This is a genomic window from Ponticoccus sp. (in: a-proteobacteria) (genome assembly GCF_048381735.1).
In genome coordinates, this window is sequence record NZ_JBLXGL010000004.1 from 36,905 (window position 1) to 52,912 (window position 16,008).

Annotated in this window: 12 protein-coding genes; 6 read left to right on the forward strand and 6 right to left on the reverse strand. The window is 68.2% G+C overall.

Annotation, left to right across the window (positions count from 1 at the left end):
* Positions 1 to 228: 228 nt before the first annotated feature.
* The 3 genes from ACN5KJ_RS09725 to ACN5KJ_RS09735 all read right to left on the reverse strand — a co-directional run bounded on the left by ACN5KJ_RS09725 (position 229) and on the right by ACN5KJ_RS09735 (position 4,336).
* A complete protein-coding gene (locus ACN5KJ_RS09725; RefSeq protein WP_418593639.1) occupies positions 229 to 1,236 on the reverse strand; it encodes an ABC transporter permease in 1,008 nt (335 codons plus the stop codon).
* Positions 1,229 to 2,236: an ABC transporter permease subunit gene (locus ACN5KJ_RS09730; protein ID WP_206563401.1), complete on the reverse strand. Its 1,008-nt coding sequence runs from the start codon at positions 2,234 to 2,236 to the stop codon at positions 1,229 to 1,231. The genes ACN5KJ_RS09725 and ACN5KJ_RS09730 overlap by 8 nt, the downstream gene beginning before the upstream one ends.
* Positions 2,237 to 2,635: 399 nt before the next feature.
* Entirely contained in the window at positions 2,636 to 4,336 is a 1,701-nt protein-coding gene (locus tag ACN5KJ_RS09735; RefSeq protein WP_418593641.1) for a peptide ABC transporter substrate-binding protein, read from the reverse strand.
* Positions 4,337 to 4,590: 254 nt separating this feature from the next.
* Between ACN5KJ_RS09735 and ACN5KJ_RS09740 the strand changes: the two genes are divergently transcribed.
* The 3 genes from ACN5KJ_RS09740 to ACN5KJ_RS09750 all read left to right on the forward strand — a co-directional run bounded on the left by ACN5KJ_RS09740 (position 4,591) and on the right by ACN5KJ_RS09750 (position 9,543).
* Positions 4,591 to 6,420, forward strand: a complete 1,830-nt coding sequence (locus ACN5KJ_RS09740) for an ABC transporter ATP-binding protein (protein WP_418593643.1) — start codon at positions 4,591 to 4,593, stop codon at positions 6,418 to 6,420.
* A gap of 387 nt (positions 6,421 to 6,807) precedes the next feature.
* Positions 6,808 to 7,968: an acetylornithine deacetylase gene (gene argE / locus ACN5KJ_RS09745; RefSeq protein WP_418593645.1), complete on the forward strand. Its 1,161-nt coding sequence runs from the start codon at positions 6,808 to 6,810 to the stop codon at positions 7,966 to 7,968.
* 408 nt (positions 7,969 to 8,376) lie between these two features.
* Positions 8,377 to 9,543 (forward strand): M20 aminoacylase family protein, encoded by a 1,167-nt coding sequence (locus ACN5KJ_RS09750; protein ID WP_418593646.1) that lies wholly within the window; start codon positions 8,377 to 8,379, stop codon positions 9,541 to 9,543.
* A gap of 305 nt (positions 9,544 to 9,848) precedes the next feature.
* On the opposite strand, the gene rsgA is transcribed toward ACN5KJ_RS09750, so the two are convergent.
* Positions 9,849 to 10,883 (reverse strand): ribosome small subunit-dependent GTPase A, encoded by a 1,035-nt coding sequence (gene rsgA, locus ACN5KJ_RS09755; RefSeq protein WP_418593647.1) that lies wholly within the window; start codon positions 10,881 to 10,883, stop codon positions 9,849 to 9,851.
* A 248-nt stretch (positions 10,884 to 11,131) separates the two neighbouring features.
* Between rsgA and ACN5KJ_RS09760 the strand changes: the two genes are divergently transcribed.
* On the forward strand, positions 11,132 to 11,926 hold the full coding sequence (locus tag ACN5KJ_RS09760; protein WP_418593649.1) for a glycosyl transferase: 795 nt from the start codon (positions 11,132 to 11,134) through the stop codon (positions 11,924 to 11,926).
* Positions 11,927 to 11,978: 52 nt separating this feature from the next.
* Here the strand turns inward: ACN5KJ_RS09760 and ACN5KJ_RS09765 are convergent, their stop codons facing one another.
* Entirely contained in the window at positions 11,979 to 12,797 is an 819-nt protein-coding gene (locus ACN5KJ_RS09765; RefSeq protein ID WP_418593650.1) for a universal stress protein, read from the reverse strand.
* A gap of 332 nt (positions 12,798 to 13,129) precedes the next feature.
* Between ACN5KJ_RS09765 and fabF the strand changes: the two genes are divergently transcribed.
* Positions 13,130 to 14,392 carry a beta-ketoacyl-ACP synthase II gene (gene fabF, locus ACN5KJ_RS09770; protein ID WP_418593652.1) on the forward strand — a complete coding sequence of 421 codons (1,263 nt, stop codon included), beginning with the start codon at positions 13,130 to 13,132 and terminating at the stop codon, positions 14,390 to 14,392.
* Between the two features lie 16 nt (positions 14,393 to 14,408).
* Positions 14,409 to 15,566: an endolytic transglycosylase MltG gene (gene mltG, locus ACN5KJ_RS09775; protein WP_418593653.1), complete on the forward strand. Its 1,158-nt coding sequence runs from the start codon at positions 14,409 to 14,411 to the stop codon at positions 15,564 to 15,566.
* A gap of 68 nt (positions 15,567 to 15,634) precedes the next feature.
* Here mltG and ACN5KJ_RS09780 read toward each other — a convergent pair whose 3' ends face one another.
* Positions 15,635 to 15,979, reverse strand: coding sequence for an MmcQ/YjbR family DNA-binding protein (locus ACN5KJ_RS09780; RefSeq protein ID WP_418593654.1), 345 nt, complete (start codon positions 15,977 to 15,979; stop codon positions 15,635 to 15,637).
* Positions 15,980 to 16,008 lie beyond the last annotated feature (29 nt).

The following is a 16,008-nucleotide window of genomic DNA, read 5'->3' on the forward strand; positions in this document are numbered from 1 at the left end:
GGGCCTTGATTGGGGTTCGACTGACGTTCTGTGACATCGCTGTGCCGAAGGCTGGTGGCGCGCTTGGCCCGGCCGCCGATCCCGATGATGCGCGGCCCGAATTGCATCCTGCGAGCGTCCCTTGCCGCCGCCCGAAGACGGGTATCCCTGCCCGGGCCGACCCGAACTTGCCGTTGCGTCGCTTTCGCGTCCCCCGCCCGCGCCGGACGCGCGGACGGGGGGCGGGCGTCAGCGGCCCCGGATGCGTGGGTCGAGCGCGTCGCGCAACCCGTCGCCGAGGTAGTTTACCGAGAGCACCGTCAGCGAGATGGCGATGCCCGGCAGCATGACCCGTTCCGGGAAGCGTTCCATCCGCTGCACCGCGTCCGCCAGCATCTTGCCCCATGTCGGGAAGTCCGAGGGGAAGCCCACGCCCAGGAAGCTCAGGGCGCTTTCGGTGATGATCGCCGTGGCCAGTCCCAGCGCCGCCGAGACCATGATCGGCGAAAGCACGTTGGGCAGCAGGTGCCGCCGGATGATCTTGCCGTTCGACGACCCGATGGAGCGTGCGGCAAGCACGAACTCGCGCTCCTTGATGGCCAGCACGTCGCCGCGCACGATCCGCGCCGTGGGCATCCACGAGGTGATCGCGATGATCGTCACGATCAGGATGAACATGCCGCCCTCGGGGCCGAAGTTGGCCCGCAGCGGTTGCCGGAACAGTGTCACCGCAAGCAGCAGCAGCGGCAGGATCGGCAGCGCGAGGAACAGGTCGGTGGTGCGCATCAGCAGCCCGTCGAGGCGCTTGAAGTAGCCCGCCATGACGCCGATGGCGGTGCCGATGATCAGGCTCAGCAGCATCGCCGCCCAGCCCACCGCCATCGAGGCGCGTCCCCCCGCCAGCATCTGCGCGAGGTTGTCGCGGCCCAGCTGGTCCGACCCCAGGGGCTTGGCCCAGGAGACCTTGGCCGAGCCGTCCCACAGCGTGGTGTAGATCGGCCGCAGGTCCTTGTTGCGGATGTCCAGCTTTTGCGGATCGACCGTCCAGATATAGGGGCCGACCAGCACCGCCAGCGTGATGAAGGTCAGGAAGCCCAGCCCGAACATCGCGCCCTTGTGCTTGCGGAACTGGTCCCAGACGTCCTTCCCGCGCGAGCGGGGCGGCTGTGTCGGGCCCTTGTCCTGCAGCGCCGCGATGGGGGTGGCGGCCTCTGCGCCTTCGGCGAGGATCACATCGTCCTGCGGAGAGTCAGTCATAGCGGATCCTCGGGTCGAGAATGCCGTAAAGGATATCGGCGATCAGGTTGAACATCACGATAAGCACCGCGAAGATGAAGGTCAGCGTCATGACCATGGGCAGGTCGTTGGCGAAAAGCGCGGTCAGCAGAAGCTGCCCGATGCCGTTCACCTTGAAGACGCTTTCGGTGATGATGGCGCCACCGAAGATCGACGGGATCCCCAGCGCGATGACGGTCACCACCGGGATCATCGAGTTGCGAAGGACGTGGACCATGACGGTGACGGCCTCTGACAGGCCCTTGGCCCGGGCGGTGCGCACGTAGTCCTGATTGAGGTTGTCCAGCATCGAGGCGCGCATGTAGCGCGACAGCTGCGCGGTGATCTGAAGCGCCAGCACCATGACCGGCATGATCATCTGTTGCAGCTGGACCTTGAAGGTGGCCCAGTCGACGACCCGGTGCGTGGTATCGTAGATCGAGGGGAACCAGCCAAGCTGCACGGAAAAGATCACGATCAGCAGGGGGCCGGTGAAGAAGGGCGGGATCGAGAAGCCGATCATCGTCACGAAGGTGCCCGCCTGATCGAAGACCGAATACTGGCGATAGGCCGAGTAGATGCCGACCGGGATCGCGATCAGGATGGCGACGATATAGGCCACACCCACCACCCAGAGGGTCTGCGGGATGCGCTGCAGGATGATGTCCATGACCGGGCTGCGGGTCTGCCACGAGATCACCCGCAGCTTGCCTTCTGAGAAGGTGGTGCCCAGCCAGTGGTCGATCAGCACCTGCGGCTCGATCCAGAAGACCTGGACCAGCCATTTCCAGTATTGCACCAGCGGCGGTTCTCCGAGGCCGAGGGCCTGCCGCATCTTCTCCTTGACCTCGGGCGGCACGGTCAGGGGGACCTGCGCCATGGGGTCGCCGGGGGCGAGCTGCAGCAGCATGAAGATGACGAAGCTGATGAAGATCAGCGTCGGGATCGAGAGCAAGAGTCGTCGGATCGCGTATGTGAGCAAGGGTTACTCCCCTGTCTGGCTTTGTCGGTGGCGGTGGATGCACGTCCCCTGCGGCCCCAGGGACCGAAGCGGGGGGCATGGCGCGGGAAAGGCGGGGGGTGCGACAGGGGCGAGGCGGGCCACCTGCGCCGCAGCAAGGGCGGCGCGACCACGGGTCGCCGGATCTGTCAACGCGCGGAAACGCGGGCGATGCTGCCGGGGTGCCGGGGCAACCGGTGGCCGCATGGCGCCATTCAGGAACCCGCAGCCGTCGTGCCGGAAGGGTCTTTCTGGCTGCCGGAGGTCCGTCGTCATCGCGGGGCGGGCCTTTCTGCCGGGGCGGCGGCGATGTCGGGGCAGGCCGGGGCGGCGCCCGGCCTGCACGAGGGCGCGCGACAGGCGCGCGCCCGGTTCCGGGGCTTACTCGGTGCGATACCAGTCAGCCACGTTCCACAGCTCCGAATCCCAGACGTTCAGATCGACGCCGCCAAGGGTGTTCGAATGCGCCGACAGGCGGCCACGGTGCACCAGCGGGATCATGCCGCCGCGCTCGAAGGCCATCTTCGACAGCTCGCGGCCGATGCGCTGACGCTCTGCCGGGTCGGCGGTCTTGGTCAGCTCGGTGTGCAGCGCGTCGTATTCCTCGTCGCAGAAGCGGCTGATGTTCTCGCCCTGCCACTGGGTTTCGGGGCGCGGAGCCTTGTCGCACAGGCCGTTGCCAAGGTAGGCCTGCGGGTCGGTGCCGTTGAAGGTGTTGGCGTACATCTCGACGTCGGCATAGAACTTCTGGAAGGTGTCGGGCGAACCCGGGTCACCGCCGAAGAAGACCGACGAGTCGACATTGCGCAGCTCGACCTCGAAGCCGATCTGCTCCCACCAGTCCTTGATCAGCGCCTGGAAGTCCTGGCGCACGGCATTGGTGGAGGTCTGGTAGAGCATCCGCAGCTCGACGCCGTCCTTCTCGCGGATGCCGTCGCCGTTGCTGTCGACCCAGCCGGCCTCTTCCAGCATCGCCTTGGCGCCCTCGATATCCTGGACATCGCAGCCCTCGGCATCGGTCCAGGCAAAGGCCTCGGGCGCGGGCACCCAAGAGCAGGTCACGCGACCGGCCTGACCATAGCCCACCTCGACCAGCAGGTTGCGGTCGATGGCCATGGACATGGCCTTGTAGACCGCCGGGTCCGACAGATAGGGGTGCGGGCGCACGACCGAGCGCTCATCCGGCCCGAGGTTCGGGTCGGGGTTGGTGTTGTTCAGCATGATGCGTTCCATCAGCGGACCAAAGCCCGCCACGGCGACGCCTTTCCCGCCGGCTTCCATCTCGGCAATGACGTCGGGCGCCAGCTGAAGGTTCCATGCGTAGTCGAACTCGCCGGTTTCCATCACGGCGGTGCCCGCCGCGGCCGCGTCGCCGCCGCCCTTGAAGTTGACGGTCGCGAAGGCCGGCTTGTTCGGGTCGCGGTAATTGGGGTTCGCCGACAGCGAGATCACGTCGTTGGGCTTGAACTCGTCCACGACGAAGGGGCCGGTGCCGATGGGGCCAAAGTTCTCATCGGTGCAGGTCGAGGCGGCGGCGCCGACGCAGTTCTCGAACTGGGCCTTTTGCAGGATCGGGCTTTCGTTGCCCACGAAGGCGGAATAGGGCACCGGCTGCGGTTCGTCGAAGGTGACCACGACGGTCAGCTCATCCGGGGTTTCGACGCTGGCGATCCCCTCGAACTTGGTCAGCTGCGCGCAGCCGCCTTCGGGATGGGTGCAGTATTCGTAGGTGAATTTCACGTCCTCGGACGTAAAGGGCGTGCCGTCGGACCACACGAGGCCCTCGGTCAGCTTCCAGGTGATCTGGGTCAGGTCTTCGGTGACGCCGCCGTTGTTGACGGTGGGGATCTCGTCCACCAGCCAGGGCACCAGCTCGCCGGAGGCGTTGTAGCGGGCCAGCGGCTCGACGATGATCGACGATGCTTCGGTATCCTTGGTGCCGCCCGACAGGAAGGGGTTCAGGATCGACGGCGCCTGCCAGTAGATGATCCGCACTTCGCCGTCAGAGCCGCGCTCGGCCATGGCGGCTGGTGCGAAGGCCACGGCAGCGGCAGCCCCCAGCATCAGGGTCTTGAGTTTCATGTCACTCTCCTAGTTGGCGGGACGGGCCTTCGTGGGCCGTCCACGTTCTCGCATTGGTGGGGAACAGTGATGCATCCCGAATTCCGGCACGCAATGGCCGGGGGTTTGAAATGACATCCAACGCTCTCTCACTGGGTCCATCGAAACAGATGATGCGCAAAATGCAAGCATTGCCTAAAGGAAGTGCACCGCCACCCTTTACAGGCGGCTTTGGCAGGCCGTAGCCTTCTGTGTCAGACAGACAGAGGACCGCCATGCTGGACGCCGCCCCACACCCGATTGCCCGCATCGAAAACCTGCGGGTGGAGTTCCAGACCAAGTCCGGTCCGGTGGTGGGGGTCGAGGATGTCTCATTCGAGATCGGCCCCGGAGAGACCGTCTGCGTGGTCGGCGAATCGGGATCGGGCAAGTCGGTCTCGTCGCTGTCGCTGATGCGGCTGATCGAATACGGCGGCGGCGAGATCGCCGGGGGCCGCCTGCTGTTCGACCGCAAGGAGGGGGGCGAGATCGACCTCGCCGCCACCGACCAGTCGCTGATGCGCACGATCCGCGGCAACGAGATCGGCATGATCTTCCAGGAACCGATGACCGCGCTGAACCCGGTCTTCACCGTGGAACGCCAGCTGACCGAGGGCCTGCGCGTGCATCGCGGCCTGTCCCGGAAAGAGGCCGCCGCCGTGGCGCTGGACCTGATGAAGCAGGTCCGCATCCCCGAGGCCGAGCGGCGGCTGAAGCAGTACCCGCACGAGCTGTCGGGCGGCATGCGCCAGCGCGTGGTGATCGCCATGGCGCTGGCCTGCAAGCCGCGCCTGCTGATCGCCGACGAACCCACCACCGCGCTGGACGTGACGATCCAGGCGGAGATCCTCGCCCTGATGGACCGGCTCAAGCGCGAGACCGGGACGGCGGTGATGTTCATCACCCACGACATGGCGGTGGTCGCCCAGATGGCCGACCGCGTCGTGGTCATGTTCCGCGGCAACAAGGTCGAGGAGGGCACCGTCGAAGAGATCTTCGAGCGCCCGCAGCATCCCTATACCAAGGCGTTGCTGGCCGCCGTGCCCAAGCTGGGCGAGATGTCGGGCACCGATCTGCCCGCGCCGATGCGGCTGGTCGGGCAGGCGGGTCCGCCGCCGCAACCGATCCCCGGCACGCAGGAGCCGCTGCTGAAGGTCGAGAACCTGACCACGCGCTTTGCCGTCCGGGGCGGGCTCTTCCGGCGCACCGTCGCCAATGTGCACGCGGTCGAGGATGTGTCCTTCACGCTGAACAAGGGGCAGACCCTCAGCCTTGTGGGCGAAAGCGGCTGCGGCAAGTCCACGGCGGGGCGCTCGATCCTGCGTCTGGTCGAGCCGATGGCGGGCACCATCGATCTGGACGGCACCGATGTCATGGCGCTGTCGCCCTCGGGCCTGCGCGACATGCGGCGCGAGATGCAGATGATCTTTCAGGACCCCTTCGCCTCGCTGAACCCGCAACTGCCGCTTGCCGATCAGGTGGCCGAACCGATCCACAACTACGGCGTGGCCCGGGGCTCTGCGGTGATGGACAGGGTCGCCAGCCTATTCGACCGGGTCGAACTGCCGCGCAGCTTCATGCGCCGCTTCCCGCACGAGCTGTCGGGCGGCCAGCGCCAGCGCATCGCCATTGCCCGCGCGCTGGCGCTGAACCCCAAGCTGATCGTCGCGGACGAGGCGGTTTCGGCGCTGGACGTCTCGGTTCAGGCGCAGGTCATCAACCTGATGATGGAACTGCAGGCAGAGCTGGGCCTTGGCTATGTCTTCATCAGCCACGACATGGCGGTGGTCGAGCGGGTCAGCCACCACGTGGGCGTGATGTACCTTGGCCGCATCGTCGAGCTGGGGCCGCGCCGCGCCGTCTTCGAGAACCCGCAGCATCCCTATACCCGCGCCCTGATGAAGGCGGTGCCCATTGCCGATCCGCGCCGCCGCAAGTCCGAGAAGGACCTGAACTTCAAGCCGATTCCCTCGCCGATCCACCGGGTTGGGCATGAGCCCGGGCCGTCGGTCTACCGCGAGGTCTCTCCGGGACACAGGGTGCTGACCTCCGACAGCGGGTACTGATCGGCGCCGCAGGAGGGTCGGCATCCGCACGGCCTCGGCTGGCGGCGGTGCGTCTTGGTGTGTCTCGACCGACGGCGCGCTCCCCGACCGGACGCGCCCTGTGCGTGGCGACAGGGACGGGGACATGGCCTCTCTCTGCCCAGAGGGCGGGCACTGCCCCGGTTCTGACCGGGCGGCGGGCCCTGCCGAACCCGGCCACGCGGTGCCAGCCCGCCTCTGGCCCGCCCGCTGCCTCGGGGGACCACTGCCGAGCCATGGCTGCCGGGCGCGCCGAGGACAGGCCGGACCGCCACCCGGTTGCCCGCCCGCGGGACACGCACGGCCCCTGCCGCGCTGCCGCATGTGCCGGGGCTTTCCTTCCGCTCCGCGCCGGGGCAGGGTCTGTGCATGACACAGACCCTTTCCCCCCGCGAGATCCTCGACCGTCTCGTCGCCTTCCCCACGGTCAGCCGCGACACCAACCTGCCGCTGATCGACTGGGTGCAGGGCTACCTTGCCGCCCATGGCATCGAGGCCGGGCGCCACGTCAAACCCGACGAGCCCGGCAAGGCCGCGCTTTACGCCCATGTCGGACCGCCAGAGCCGGGGGGCGTCCTGCTCTCGGGCCATACCGACGTGGTGCCGGTGGACGGGCAGAGCTGGACCGCCGACCCCTTCACGGTGACAGAGCGCGACGGCCGCCTCTACGGGCGCGGAACGGCGGATATGAAGGGCTTCGACGCGCTGGCCATCTGGGCGGCGGTCGAGGCGCAGAAGCGCGGCATCACGCGGCCGCTGCAGCTGGCGCTGTCCTACGACGAGGAAATCGGCTGCGCCGGGGCGCCGCCGCTGATCGAGGCCATGCAGCACCTGCCAAGGGCCTCGGATGCGATCATCGGCGAACCGACGATGCTGAAGCCGGTCGCGGGTCACAAGGGGGGCGTGACCTGGTGGGTGCATGTGCATGGTTTCGAGGTCCATTCCTCGATGCTGCACACCGGCGTCAACGCGATCATGTACGCCGCCAAACTGATCGACTGGGCCAACGGTCTGAACGCCTCGCTCATGGCGGCAGAGCCGCAGGGCCTCGCCGCGCTCTTCGACCCGCCCTATACCAATGCCCATGTCGGACAGGTCCGGGGCGGCACGGCGCATAATATCACCGCGAAGGACTGCGAATTCGGCTTCGGCTTTCGCGTGGTGCCCGGCGAGGACCTCGACACCTGGCGGCGGCTCTTCGCCGGGCGCGTGGCAGAGGTGCAGGCCGAAATGCAGGCCGTCCGCCCGGAGACATGGATCGAGGTCGAGGAACGCTTTGCCCTGCCGCCTCTGGCCCCGCGCAGGGACAACCCCGCCGAGGAACTGGTCCGCCGCCTGACCGGCGAGAACGGCCAGAGCTTTGTCAGCTACGGAACCGAGGCCAGCCATTTCCAGGCGGCGGGCTACAACGCCGTGGTCTGCGGCCCGGGCTCCATCGGGGTGGCGCATCAGGGCGACGAATACATCTCGACCGCGCAATTCGCCGAAGGCCGCACCTTCATGGAACGCCTGCTGCAATCCCTGGCCTGAGCACCGGCCCGCAAGTCCGCGGCATCCCGGACATCCACCCGGCCCGGGCTTCTTTGGTCCGACAAATACCTCGGGGGGCGCCCGCAGGGCGCGGGGGCAGAGCCCCCTCCCACCGGTCCCATCGTCTCGACGGCCCGTCCGGCGTCCCCGCACCCGGCGCTCTGCCGCGCCGCTCCGTCGACCGGCCGGTCGACGGAGGTCCGGGCGTAGACCGCGGTGCGGAAGACCCGTCGCCGGTGCGCCCATCCGTCGGGCCGCCTCACCCGGAAAACCCATGTCCCGCGCATCCACAGGCTTGCAGAGGCCGCCGCCATTCCTATGCTCTGCAACAGGACCGGCCCCGCAGGGCCGCCACAACAGGAAGGCCGCGCCCGGCGCCTGCCGCCGCCCGGGGCCGAAGGAGAGAGCATGCCCGTCAAGAACCGCTTCGCTGAACTGCACGCCGAGATCACCGGCTGGCGCCGCGACCTGCACGAGAACCCCGAGATCCTGTTCGAGACCCATCGCACCTCTGCCCTGGTGGCCGAGAAGCTGAAGGAATTCGGCTGCGACGAGATCGTCACCGGGCTGGGCCGCACCGGCGTTGTCGGGGTCATCAAGGGCCGCCAGACCGGGTCCGGCAGGGTGGTGGGCCTGCGCGCCGACATGGACGCCCTGCCGATCCACGAGGCGACGGGGCTGGACTATGCCTCGAAGACACCCGGGGCCATGCATGCCTGCGGCCACGACGGCCACACCGCCATGCTGCTGGGCGCCGCCAAGTACCTGGCCGAGACGCGCAACTTCGACGGCACCGTGGTGGTGATCTTTCAGCCCGCCGAAGAGGGTGGCGGCGGTGGCCGCGAGATGTGCGAGGACGGCATGATGGAGCGGTTCGGCATCCAGGAGGTCTATGGCATGCACAACTGGCCGGGCCAGCCGGTCGGCAGCTTCGCGATCCGTCCCGGCGCCTTCTTCGCCGCCACCGACCAGTTCGTGATCGATGTGACGGGCAGGGGCGGCCATGGAGCCAAGCCGCACCAGACCGTGGACCCGGTGGTGATCTCGGCCCAGATCGTGACGGCGCTGCAAAGCATCTCGTCGCGCAATGCCGATCCCGCCGACCCCATCGTGGTCTCGGTCACCGCGATCGAAAGCTCGTCCAAGGCCTTCAACGTGATCCCGGCGCGGGTGCAGCTGAAGGGCACGGTGCGCACCATGTCGAAGGAGAACCGCAAGTTGGGCGAAGAGCGCCTGAAGGCGCTGGCCACCGCGACCGCCGAGGGTTTCGGCGGCACCGCAGAGGTCACATGGCTGCCGGGCTATCCGTCGATGGTGAACTCCGAGGCGCAGACCGCCTTCGCCGCCGATGTCGCCGAGGCGGTCTCTGGCGCCTGCGACCGCGCGGCGGATATCACCATGGGCGGCGAGGATTTCGCCTATATGCTGGAGGAACGGCCCGGCGCCTATATCCTCGTGGGCAACGGCCCCTCGGCGGATGTGCACAACCCGGAATACAACTTCAACGACGAGGCGATCCCGGCGGGCTGTTCGTGGTGGGCCGAAATCGCCGAACGCCGCATGCCGCTGGCCTGACGGGGCCGCATGGGGCCGGATGGGGCGCCCGACCCAGCCAGGGGGCTCGGGTCGGGCGCTCCGGCCTGCGGGCGCGGGAAAGGGGGCTCTGCCCCCGCCTTCGGCTCCCCCGAGGTATTGGGGAGACCAGAGAAGCAGGGGGCGGTCCGGGAACTGCCCCCGATGTGTTTTCAGGGGGCGCTTTCGACGGTCTGGCGGAGCCGCGACCGGGGAGGGGGCGCTGCCCCCGCCGCTGCGCGGCCCCCCGGGATATTTTCCGACAGAAGAAGACGGGGGCTGCGCGGCGCCGATCCCGCGTCCTTGTGTCAGCGGCCTTGGTTGCGTTTTTGCCGCCCGCGCGCCTGCCCGCCCTTGACCATCTTGCCGAAGGCCTTCTGGCGCGAGCGGGTCTGCGAGAGGCTTTCCGAGTTGTAGCGGTCTTCGAGCATCAGCTTTTGCCAGCGCTTCAGGCGGTCCGGGTCGATGTGGCCCGCATCGAGCGCCGCGCGGATGGCGCAGCCCGGTTCGGTGTCATGGGCGCAGTCGTTGAAGCGGCACTGCGCGGCGATCTCGGTGATGTCGTCGAAGACCTCGCCGATGCCGTCCTGGGCGTCGGCCAGTTGCAGCTCGCGCATGCCGGGGGTGTCGATCAGCCAGCCGCCGGCGCGGGTGCGCACGAGGCTACGGAAGGTTGTCGTATGGCGCCCCTTGGCATCGTCCTCGCGGATGCCCGCCGTGGCCGCTGCCTGTTCGGTCAGGGCATTGCGCAGGGTTGTCTTGCCCACGCCGGAGGAGCCGACCAGCGCCAGCGTCCGGCCCGGCCCGCACCATGCGGTCAGGCGGCCCGCGTCCTCCATGTCCTTGGCGTTCAGCGCCAGCGCCGTCACCAGCGGCGAGAGCTTTTCGGCCTGGCGGCGGTAGTCGTCGGCGTCTTCCACCAGGTCGGCCTTGGTCAGCACCACCAGGGGCAGGCATCCGGCGCTGGCGATCAGGGCGAGGTAGCGTTCGAGCCGCGCGAGGTTGAAATCGGCGTTGCAGCTGGTCACCACCGCGATGGTGTCGATATTGGCGGCGATGCGCTGGCGCTCGACCGTATGCCCGGCGGCCTTGCGCGTCAGGTCGGTGGCCGGGTCCAGCCGGCGCAGGGCGCTGGTGCCGTCGCTCAGCACCCAGTCGCCCACCGCATAGGCGCCGGCGCGCTCCGAGGGGATCAGCATGGCGTCGCCCGTGGACCCGAGGGCGCGCAGGCGGTCGCGGTGGACTTCGGCCACGCGCATCGGTTTCAGGGTCTCTTCACCGGCGGTCAGCTGGCGTGCGAAGGCTTCCGACCATCCGAGGTCGGCAAGTGTCGTGTCAGTCAATGGAAACGGTCCCGTACAGGCATCACATCAGGCGCCGCGCAGGGGCGACGCCGGTGTCTTGCTCGGGCAACGCGGCCTCAGGCGCGCGCGGCCCGGAAGGGGGATGCAATCTCCATCATGCCTCCGGCCATCGGGGTTTTACTGGGGTGCCAGACTACGCCCGCCGCGCCGCGTGCGCAAGGGTGCCGCTGGTCTTTCCGCGGGCCACTTGCTAATCGGCACCCGGGGCCAGCCGGGAAGGAGCCGCGATGACCGTCAACATCATGTGCATCAAATGGGGCACGCTCTTCGGGCCGGAATACGTGAACCGCCTCTATTCCGGCGTGCGCCGCCACCTGTCGCGCCCGGTGCGCTTTCTCTGCATGACCGAGGACGCGGCGGGCCTGCACCCGGATGTCGAGGTGCTGCCGCTGCCGGTCGAGCCCTTCGCCGGGCCGATGGGCGAGGCGCTGAAGGTGGCGAACCGGCAGGGCGCCATGCGCAAGACCTCGCTTTTCCGGCCCGGCCTGGTGCCGGATCTGGAGGGGCCGGTGCTGGGTTTCGACCTTGATGTCGTGATCACCGGCGGGCTGGACGAGATCCACGACCTTGCCCCCGGCACCGTCGCCATGCGTCACGACTGGACCGAAAAGCGCAAGGGGCGGCCCACGGGGCACGGTTCGGTCTTTCGCTTCGATCCGGCGCGGCACGGGTTTCTTTACGACGACCTTGCGGCCAACCCCTATGCCGAGGTCGAAGAGGCGCGCGGGTCCGAGCAGCGCTATACCTCGCACAAGGCGATGGATCGCGGGGTTTTCACCTATATCCCAGAGCCCTGGGTGGTGTCCTTCAAGTATGACTGCAACCCGTTTCCGCTGAATTACCTGCGCCCGCCGCAGTTGCCTGAAGACGCCCGCGTGGTCTGCTTTCACGGCCACCCGAAGATGGACGAGGCGATCGAGGGCTATTCCGGCTCGGTCATTCGCCGCTCGAAACCCTGCGGCTGGCTGCGCGACCACTGGATCGACCGCGCCCGCGCCGATCTGGGCGCAGACTGGGCCTGACGGTCGCGCAGCGCGCGGCAGGCGCCGGGGCCATCCCCGGGCGCCTGTGGTTCTATGGCTTGGCGGCGCGCACGATCAGCAGGTCGTTCGGGGGATCGCGCACCATGTCGGCGGCGAAGGAGCCGAGCCCGCTGAAGGACAGCGGCCGCGTGGTTGCCCCGATGGCCAGCAGGTCCGGGCCGAAGGACAGGATCTCCTGCTGCACCGCCGCGCCGAGCGGGCCGTGGATCAGCGGGACCTCGGGATGTGGCGCGTCAAAGCTCTGGACCCAGTCCGCGGCCTGGTCGCGGGTTTCGGCTTCGACCGCGCGGGCATAGTCCGACCCCTTGCCGCCGGTCAGGCCCTCGAAAGGAGCGGACCAGACGTGGAAGATGCGGCAGGTCGCATCCGCGGCGATGGTCTTGGCCGTTTCCACCGCGCGGGCGCAGGTGGCGGAGAAGGCCACCGGGGCAAGCACCCGGCGGTAGTCGCTCAGCACCGGGTCGACGACCATCAGCACCGGTGTCAGCGAGCGCGAGACGACGCTTTCCACGGTGGTGGCGCGCAGCCCGTCGAGGACGCCGCGCTGCCGGTGCCGCCCCATGACCACCAGGTCGAGATCCGGTGAATTGACCTCTTGGATCAGCAGCGCAAGCGGATCGCCGGTTTCGACCCTTATGTCATAGGTGACGCCGGTGCCGAGTTTCCCGGCAATCGCTTCAAGCCGATGACGCGCCTTGGCGCCGATCTCTTGCGCGAAATCCGAGGCATAGGACTCGTCGACGACGGTGAGCAGGGTCAGCGGCGTGTCAAGCCTGCGCGCAAGGTCGAAGGCTCTTTCAACGGCCCGGTCAGAGCGGTCAGACAGATCGGTGGCGACAAGCAGGGGCATGGAAAACCTTTTATTGGTGACAACGGGCGGGTTTATCCCGGTTGAAGGTAGGCAGTCCCCCTGAGAGGGTCAAACCCTTTGGGGTGGAATTGCCCCGGCGCAGGGTCGGCGCGTTCCGGGTGGCCCCCGGACCGCGACGGGGCAGAGGCGCCCGTGCCGGGGCCGCCCGCCCGGGCCCGATGCAAACGGTCGCGACCAGCGGTCCTGCCAGCGGCAGGCGCGGGCCGACAGAGGCGGCGGCGCCACGCCAAGGCCGCGCGCGCACTCTTGCCCCCGGACCGCCTCGCACGGTAAGAGCGGGACAACAGAGAGACGAACGAAAGGGCAGATCCATGGCACGTCGCGTTGTGGTCACAGGGCTTGGACTGGTCACCCCGCTGGCCTGCGGGGTCGAGGAAACATGGTCGCGCCTGCTGGACGGGCAGTCCGGGGCGGGCACCATCACCAAGTTCGACGCCAGCCATCTGGCCACGACCTATGCCTGCGAGGTGCCCTATGGCGACGGCACCGACGGCACCTTCAACCCCGATCTCTACATGGACAAGAAGGAACAGCGGAAGATCGACGAGTTCATCCGCTTCGGCATGGCCGCCGCCGCGCAGGCGGTCGAGGATGCGGGCTGGGCGCCCGAGGACGAAGAGGCGCAGTTGCGCACCGGCGTCATGGTGGGCTCGGGCATCGGCGGTCTGTCGTCGATCGCCGACACCGCGCTCTTGATCCGCGACAAGGGCCCGCGCCGCGTCTCGCCCTTCTTCATCCCCGGCGCGCTGATCAACCTGATCTCGGGCAATATCTCGATCAAATACGGCTTCAAGGGCCCGAACCACGCGGTGGTCACCGCCTGTTCGACCGGCGCCCATGCCATCGGCGACGCGGCCCGGCTGATCAAATACGGCGACGCCGACGTGATGGTCGCGGGCGGCGCCGAGGCGGCGATCTGCGAAATCGGCATCGCGGGCTTCAATGCCTGCAAGGCGCTCTCGACCAAGCGCGCCGACGATCCCAAGGCCGCAAGCCGCCCCTATGACGCCGACCGCGATGGTTTCGTCATGGGCGAGGGCGCGGGCGTTGTCGTGCTGGAGGAATACGAGCACGCCAAGGCGCGCGGCGCCAAGATCTACGCCGAAGTCTGCGGCTACGGGCTGACCGGCGACGCCTACCACATCACCGCCCCCTCCGAGAGCGGCGAGGGCGGCGAACGCTCGATGAAGGCGGCGCTGCGCGATGCGGGCCTGCAGCCGGGCGATCTGGACTACATCAACGCGCATGGCACCTCGACCATGGCCGACACCATCGAATTGGGCGCGGTCGAGCGGCTCTTGGGCGATGCCGCCTCGAAGGTCACCATGTCCTCGACCAAATCCGCCACCGGGCACCTTCTGGGGGCTGCCGGCGCGATCGAGGCGATCTTCTCGATCCTCGCGATCCGCGATCAGGTCGCGCCGCCGACGATCAACCTGGACAATCCGGCGGTCGAGACGCCCATCGACCTGGCGCCCAACGCCAAGCGTGCCCGCGAGGTGCGCTATGCCCTGTCGAATTCCTTCGGCTTCGGCGGCACCAATGCCAGCGTGATCTTCGGCAAGGCCGACTGAGCAGGAGACTGACCCGATGTGGCGCAATGTTGCCTCGAACGCGCTGACCTTTCTGGTCGTCGCGGTCTTCCTCTTTGGCGGGCTGCTGCTCTGGGCGCAAAACGAATACTCCGCCGAAGGTCCGCTTCAGGCGCCGATCTGCCTTGAGGTGCCGCGCGGCACCAATATGAGCCGCGTGTCGGAGAACCTGTCCGGGCAGGGCGCGGTCAGCAGCGCCATGCTGTTCCGGCTGGGCGCCGATTACACCGACCGCACGCAGCAGCTGAAGGCCGGGTCCTTCCTGGTGCCCGAGGGCGCCTCGATGGCCGAGATCGTCGATATCGTCACCCGCGGCGGCGCCTCGACCTGCGGGACAGAGGTGGTCTACCGCATCGGCATCACCCGCGCGGTGGTCGAGGTCCGCGAGATCGACCCGCAGACCGGCCGCTACGAGCAGCGCGCCGAGTTCACGCCGGGCGAGGGTGAGGCCCCCGAGGTCTATGCCTCCGTGCGCGAGGCGGGCGACACCCGCTACCGCGTGGCGCTGGCCGAGGGCGTGACCAGCTGGCAGGTCATCGAGGAACTCAAGCAGGTCGATATCCTCGAAGGCGAGGTCGCGGTGCCCGAAGAGGGCGCGCTGGCGCCGGACAGCTACGAGATCACCCCCGGCGACACCCGCGCCAGCGTGATCGAGCGGATGCGCCAGGCCCAGGAGCTGATCCTTGCCGAGGCCTGGGCGGATCGTGCCGACGGCCTGCCGCTGGAAAGCCCCGAAGAGGCGCTGATCCTCGCCTCGATCATCGAGAAGGAAACCGGCAATGCGCAGGAACGCTTTGACGTGGCCGCCGTCTTCGTGAACCGGCTGGAGCAGGGCATGCGCCTTCAGACCGACCCGACGGTGATCTACGGCATCACCAAGGGCCAGGGTCCGCTGGGCCGGGGCCTGCGTCAATCGGAACTGCGCGGCGCGACGCCGTGGAACACCTATGTGATCGACGGGCTGCCGCCGACCCCCATCGCCAACCCGGGCCGCGCCAGCATCGAGGCGGCGCTGAACCCCTCGGGCGCCGACTACCGCTACTTCGTGGCAAAGACGCTCGATCCCGTGGACGGCCACAATTTCGCGGTGACGCTCGACGAGCACAACCGCAACGTCGCCGCCTACCGGGCGCTGGAGCGGGAGCGCGACAACTGATACGGGCGGGGCGATTTCTTCCAAAGAAATCGCCCCGAATTCTTTAGAAGAATTCGGCCCGCGCGCGCTCAGTCCTCTGCGATGGCCCGCTGCGCCTTCTTCGTCAGCCCGCCGAAGACCAGCGCGTAAGAGCTCTCGATCCGCTCGCGCAATTCGTCCTCGGGCACCGCGTCCCAGTCGACCTGCACCCAGGAGCGGTGGAAATAGGGCGCCTTGACCGCCCGTTCCATGCCGATCAGCGCCTCGGCATCCGCAATGGAGGGCGTCTTGACCGACACCCCGCCGCCCTGCGCGCCGATGCAGGCGAACATCTTGCCGCCGACCTTCCACGCATCGTGCCCGCCGCCCCAGGGGTCGGACCATTCGGCGCCCTTCAGCGCCCGGCAGATCGTGTTGACGGTCTCGCGGCTCATGGAGCCAAGGGTGCGCCGGGGCCGCCGGC

Bases quoted from the DNA above. Each gene is read 5' to 3' on its own strand.
- ACN5KJ_RS09725 (WP_418593639.1), bottom strand. From the start codon at position 1,236: ATGACTGACTCTCCGCAGGACGATGTGATCCTCGCCGAAGGCGCAGAG.
- ACN5KJ_RS09735 (WP_418593641.1), bottom strand. From the start codon at position 4,336: ATGAAACTCAAGACCCTGATGCTGGGGGCTGCCGCTGCCGTGGCCTTC.
- ACN5KJ_RS09740 (WP_418593643.1), top strand. From the start codon at position 4,591: ATGCTGGACGCCGCCCCACACCCGATTGCCCGCATCGAAAACCTGCGG.
- argE (WP_418593645.1), top strand. From the start codon at position 6,808: ATGACACAGACCCTTTCCCCCCGCGAGATCCTCGACCGTCTCGTCGCC.
- ACN5KJ_RS09750 (WP_418593646.1), top strand. From the start codon at position 8,377: ATGCCCGTCAAGAACCGCTTCGCTGAACTGCACGCCGAGATCACCGGC.
- ACN5KJ_RS09760 (WP_418593649.1), top strand. From the start codon at position 11,132: ATGACCGTCAACATCATGTGCATCAAATGGGGCACGCTCTTCGGGCCG.
- ACN5KJ_RS09765 (WP_418593650.1), bottom strand. From the start codon at position 12,797: ATGCCCCTGCTTGTCGCCACCGATCTGTCTGACCGCTCTGACCGGGCC.
- fabF (WP_418593652.1), top strand. From the start codon at position 13,130: ATGGCACGTCGCGTTGTGGTCACAGGGCTTGGACTGGTCACCCCGCTG.
- mltG (WP_418593653.1), top strand. From the start codon at position 14,409: ATGTGGCGCAATGTTGCCTCGAACGCGCTGACCTTTCTGGTCGTCGCG.
- ACN5KJ_RS09780 (WP_418593654.1), bottom strand. From the start codon at position 15,979: ATGAGCCGCGAGACCGTCAACACGATCTGCCGGGCGCTGAAGGGCGCC.